Source organism: Candidatus Poribacteria bacterium (assembly GCA_009839745.1).
In the GTDB taxonomy this organism is placed as follows: Bacteria; Poribacteria; WGA-4E; order WGA-4E; family WGA-3G; genus WGA-3G.
In genome coordinates this window covers 1-5545 of sequence record VXPE01000018.1, presented here as the reverse complement: position 1 = coordinate 5545, position 5545 = coordinate 1, and the positions used below count along the sequence as shown (strand labels likewise).

Sequence of the window (5545 nt, the reverse complement as noted above, 5' to 3'; positions counted from 1 at the left end):
TCAACGATTTACCCGTGCTTTTCTAAAGACTAAACTTTTATCAAACTCACGTTATCTAATTAATTCTAATATCTACCATATTATGCCATTAAAGCACTGCATAAGCAAGAAAAGCGTAATTACGGTCGCGCGCACTCATTTTCAATATTGTGATTCGGACATCGTTTTATGCATTATTGCAAATCTTTCATGAAACGCTACATAGGTGTCTATAACTATGTGACGTATATTATCAGATCATCCCTTAAAAAAGTTATACAAGTGTGATGTTACCTCCAAACAATTTCGGAGTGGGCACCCGTAAAAAATGTTTGACAAAAATCTTCTGTTATCTTACAGTAGACGCCAAGAAACAAACCGATTGATTTGAATTAGCGATAGAGATGGAGATATTCATAATGCCTTATGGAGACAATGACTGGCTCGCTCTAACTGAGGAGCCGACACTGGAACCGGAGATGCCGATCTGTGACCCGCATCACCATTTTTGGGATTTCCGAACCGAGCGTATCCCTTATCAACGGTATCTACTTCACGAGTTGATCGCAGATATTGACAGCGGACACAACGTGCGTTCTACCGTGTTTGTTGAGGCGAGAGCAATGTACCGAGCCGATGGACCTGAGGCGCTACGTCCCGTCGGTGAAGTTGAATTTGTGCAAGGACTCGCAGCTGCGAGCGCGAGTGGTTTGTATGGCGAGAGTCGTGCTGCCGCAGCGATCGTCGGGCACGCGAACTTGAACTTGGGTGAACGCGTCGAGCCGGTTCTGGAAGCCTTGCAAGCCGCGAGTCCGAATCGGTTTCGGGGGATCCGCCATTCCGTCACTTGGGATCCGCATCCTGAAATAGCAGGAGCTTCCGCTTACAGAACAGAAAGACAACTGACGCGTGAGAACTTTCGTGCAGGGGCACGCGTGCTGGCAAGCCTGGGAATGTCTTTTGAGGCATGGATGTACGCCCCACAACTTTCTGAACTCGCTGATTTCGCCAGAGCAGTACCCGATCTGACAATTATCTCAAACCATATCGGCGGTTTGTTACGGGACGGTCCTTACGGCGGTCGAGATGATGAAGTGTTGGCAAATTGGCGGGACGGTATCGCCGCAGTCGCGGTGTGTCCGAACGTTCACATGAAACTCGGCGGCATCGGAATGCCACGCACCGGTTTCGATTGGCATGAACGGGAACAACCGATCGGATCTGAAGAGTTGGCCGAGTCTATGGCACCCTTCATGAATTACTGTATCGAGCAGTTCGGTCCGGAACGGTGCATGTTTGAAAGCAACTTTCCCGTTGATAAGGTTTCGTTCTCTTACAACGTGATGTATAATGCGTTCAAGCGGTTGTCATCTGGCTATTCGGACGATGAACGCGCATCGCTATTCCACGACACCGCCGCTCGCGTGTATCGGATAGATGTCTGAGGTTATAGGACAAGAGTGGACAGACCGGGAGCAAAAAATGAACATCAACAGAGACTATTTCTGGTTCCAACTCTTTAAAACGCACGGCATAGGTCCCAAAATTCTGGCTTCAGTTGCTAAGATATTAGAGGCAGAAAACCTAAATCCAGAAATGCTGCCACGCAGCCAACGCGATCTCTCAGCACAATTCCCGGAATTAGCCAAAATCCTTAAGGATAAGATTCACACAGCGGATGGGGACGAGGTGTCTGAGGCGTATGAGGATATCAAAAGACACGGGGTCAGTATTATTTATCCGGGGCACCCAGATTTCCCGCCGCATCTCCTTGAAATTGCACCGATCCTATTTGTTAAAGGGCAGCTAAAACGCCTCATGTCAGATAATGTCTCAATCGTAGGGGCACGGAACGTATCGGATAAAGGAATTCGTATCACAAGAAATCTGGCTCGTGAACTTGTAGGTCAGGGAATAAATATCGTATCGGGATATGCCACAGGTGTTGACTCGGAGGCACACTTAGGTGCGTTAGAAACTGAAGGAACAACGACACTTGTACTTCCCAATGGTATCAATCAGTTGCGTCAGAAAAATGCCTTTAAAAAATTTAATTGGGATCGAGATGTACTTGTGGTTTCACAATTTGACCCGGATACCAAATGGCAAGCGTGGAATGCGATGGCGCGAAATCAACTCGTGTGTGCCCTCTCTAAGGCGGTTGTCGTTATTGAATCGGGATCTGAGCGGGACACTCAAGGAAAAATGAGTGGGACCTTTAATACTGCAAAAACGGCACTTGATCTAAATCTACCACTTTTTGTTGTTAACCCAAACTTCCTTGATAACCCTCCGACGGGTAATGCTGTACTCATTGCGTTGGGCGGTTATAGCCTTGATCCTGTTAATGGCGCAGAGGTGATTGCGAAACATATCTTTGGCAAAATTGAGGAATCTGCCTCTGTTGGAAATCAGAATGCTGCTGAGCAACTACCACTTCCTTTTGAGAATTTCGAAACATGCTAAATATCAAGAGGACACTCAAATGACGTATCAACCCCTTGCTGAAGTCCGAAAGACACTCTATGTAAAATGGTACCGGAGCAAAATAGATCGCACAACCTTACGGAATCTATCAAAACGCAGCGACGCGCAAGGCTGGTTTCAGGCAGGCGGGCATCTTGCTCTCTGGCTATTGACGGGTAGTGTCGTCTACCTCTTTTGGGCACAAGCGATGTGGCTTGGCTTTTTCGTTGCCCTATTTTTGCATGGCACGGTCGCCAGTTTTTTCAAAGGGACAGCCAATCATGAATTGGGGCACGGCACCGTGTTTCGGACCAAGTGGCTGAACACATTTTTTCTTTACCTCTTGAGCCTCATCAGTTGGTGGGATCATTTTGACTACGCCAGTAGCCATACCTATCATCACCGTTACACGTTATACCCGGAAGGCGATCGCGAAAACCTTCTGCCACTTGAACCCAAGTTGGGATCCTTATTCGTTCTCCAACTGTTTACCCTCAATTTGCTCACGCAACCCGGTCGCACCTTTAGCAAAGGCGGGCTCATTGCTGCGGTTATCTGCACCATCCGTAGTGCCTTTGGCAAAGAAGGTCCACCAGAAATCCCAAGTCAGGAGTGGCTGGCGTCATTACACGTCGACCAACCCGAAGAACATAAAAATTCGATGTGGTGGTCCCGGATTCTACTCCTTTTTCATGGCACATTGCTTATCGTTTCGCTCGCCACAGGTTATTGGGTTTTCCCGCTCATCATCACTGCCAGTGCCTTTATTGCTAACTGGGGATCCTACGCCGTTTCTCTCCCCCAACATTGTGGTTTGAAAGAAAACGATCCTGACTTCCGTAAGTGCACGCGGTCAATTACACTCAACCCCTTGGCAGAGTTTTTGTATTGGCGTATGAATTGGCACACAGAACATCACATGTTTGCGGGAGTGCCCTGCTACAATTTGAAAAAATTGCATCATCTAATTGCCGAGGATATGCCTGAACCGCGCACGCTTTTAGAGGCTTGGCGAGAAATGCGCGAAACCTGGAGACGACAGAAAACCGATCCTGACTACTACTTTGATACACCACTTCCGCCAACGGCTCAGCATATACCCACCGAAACACTCGATGTTTTGGAAAGTTCCATTGGGGAATTAGCTCCTAAAGGGTTGGAGGAATCCATCAAAACGTGAATTTCATAAACTGTTCATGTAGACGCGCTTATGAGATTATCTTCTCGGTGGTTGAATCATCAGATCTTCAACGATACGGACAAACTCGCTATCTGACAACCGAACCTTCAGATAAGACCGAAAATCCGGTTTCATCTCCCATTCATACCCATTTGATAACCTGCCTTTGCCTTCTGTAACTTCGGTGAAATAGTCACTGAGACCACGCACACCGTATAAGACTGCGAGTTGGTCCCAACTGGAACGTCCCTTGTATTGTCCATTGAACCATTGATAATACGCTTCCCGCACCGGATTTTCAGCTGGTGTCTCTTCCAGTCTTGTTCCGGTGTGTACACTCTCGCCGTGCTGACTGATAACGAGTGGCGTGGGCCAATTGCGGATAACATACGCTGATGTATCAACCAAATTGTGGCGAAATGTGTTGTAAGGATCATCAATAACCCGCGCCATCACGACGAGTTCGGTAACCTTTCGAGCAACAAGATCCGGATTCGCTTTCAGGAGATCGTAGAGGTTGTTGAGAAATCCGACGCTGATGATTGTCACGGAGTTATCCGGTTGTTCACTCAGCACCTGTAGATAAAGCTCCAAGGAACTGGGCGTTGGAAGGGTCGGGAGATCGTGCTCGAAATTAGCCGCGATGCTATCCAGATAACGCGATTCATCCGGATCGGTAAGGTTACCTTTATAGATACCTATAGGAATATCTCCCCTGTTGTACCATGTATTTATCGCACAAATGGCACCAGCACCGTTCGGGTGTACTTCATTAAAACTAACTGCGAGGATTTCAACCTCTCCGTCATCTGCAAGCGTGTGCAGCATAGCAAGGGCACCGACATCATCTACGTCGGTACACATATCCGTCTCGAATATCACCTTCTTTGGATGCATTTCCTCAGTCCCTTCTGCCAGCAAGTTGGATGGTATGGTTATCAAAATAAAAAACGTCAATATTGTCACAAGATACGAAACTTTGACACTCCCACAGCTAAAGCGGTGGGATTCTTGTTTCGTCATTTCGCGCCTCCCGCAAGTGGAGGACTTATAGAAACTCCACAAGCGTTTTAACTCTCCGCGTATCCCGCGGCGAGGTTTCTTAAATTGAGTGCTGCGTTAGTATCTCGGTCTATGGACCTTCCGCAGTTACTACAGTGATACTGTCTATCTGACAGCGTTAAGTCGTCTTTTTTATGTCCGCAACTGCTACAAATCTTTGAACTTGCGAAAAACCTGTCTGCCTGCACAATCGGAATGCCAAGCATTTCGGCTTTCGTCTTGAGTTTCTCAAGAAACCCTCCAAGTGCAGCGTCTGAGAGTGCTTTTGCCAGGTTTCTATTTTTCAGCAAGTTCGGAACCTGTAGGGTTTCTATACCGATTTGAGAAACACATTTGAGAATATCGGTTGTCGCTTGATGATGGGCATCCCTGCGGATACAAGCAACCCGATAGTTGCTCTCGTTTAAGCTTTCGCTCGTAACGCTTTAAGGCTCTTGGGTTCTCGTATTTCGTGCCATCGTCAAGCGTTGCGAGTGTAGAAATGCCTACGTCTATACCGATAGTGGGGTAGATAGAACGTTCTATCTGCTCAGGTGTTCCAATATCGGTATTCGATGCAAACCAATTGACAAACTCGGTCGGTGCTGGACATCGGTGAATCGGTGGCTCAACTTCTACAGAGATAGACGCAAACCAACGGTGTGCTGTCCTTGATATGGTAACGGATACGATTTTACCCCGAAAACGCAATGCCTCAAACGTCTTGACCCACCCTATTTTGGGCAACTTGAGACGTTTGCCTTCCATACGGACGGACTGCTCATCGGTGGTGTAGGAATGTTTGCAACCGCGTTTCTTAAACTTGGGGAAGCCTGCGCGCTTTTCTTTCCAATTCTCTATCGCACCACCAAGATTTTT

Annotated in this window: 5 protein-coding genes; 3 read left to right on the top strand and 2 right to left on the bottom strand. The window is 47.4% G+C overall.

Features of this window, described 5'->3' with window-relative positions:
• Window positions 1-398: 398 nt before the first annotated feature.
• The 3 genes from F4X88_02820 to F4X88_02810 are packed head-to-tail and all read left to right on the top strand — an operon-like array spanning window position 399 to window position 3625.
• Window positions 399-1424 carry an amidohydrolase family protein gene (locus tag F4X88_02820; GenBank protein ID MYA55205.1) on the top strand — a complete coding sequence of 342 codons (1026 nt, stop codon included), beginning with the start codon at window positions 399-401 and terminating at the stop codon, window positions 1422-1424.
• Entirely contained in the window at window positions 1417-2445 is a 1029-nt protein-coding gene (locus F4X88_02815; protein MYA55204.1) for a hypothetical protein, read from the top strand. The genes F4X88_02820 and F4X88_02815 overlap by 8 nt, the downstream gene beginning before the upstream one ends.
• A gap of 19 nt (window positions 2446-2464) precedes the next feature.
• Entirely contained in the window at window positions 2465-3625 is a 1161-nt protein-coding gene (locus tag F4X88_02810; protein MYA55203.1) for a fatty acid desaturase, read from the top strand.
• A 36-nt stretch (window positions 3626-3661) separates the two neighbouring features.
• Here F4X88_02810 and F4X88_02805 read toward each other — a convergent pair whose 3' ends face one another.
• Together F4X88_02805 and F4X88_02800 are read right to left on the bottom strand one after the other, a co-directional pair.
• Entirely contained in the window at window positions 3662-4648 is a 987-nt protein-coding gene (locus tag F4X88_02805; GenBank protein MYA55202.1) for a hypothetical protein, read from the bottom strand.
• Window positions 4649-4695: 47 nt separating this feature from the next.
• Window positions 4696-5064: a transposase gene (locus F4X88_02800; protein ID MYA55201.1), complete on the bottom strand. Its 369-nt coding sequence runs from the start codon at window positions 5062-5064 to the stop codon at window positions 4696-4698.
• Between the last annotated feature and the right edge of the window lie 481 nt (window positions 5065-5545).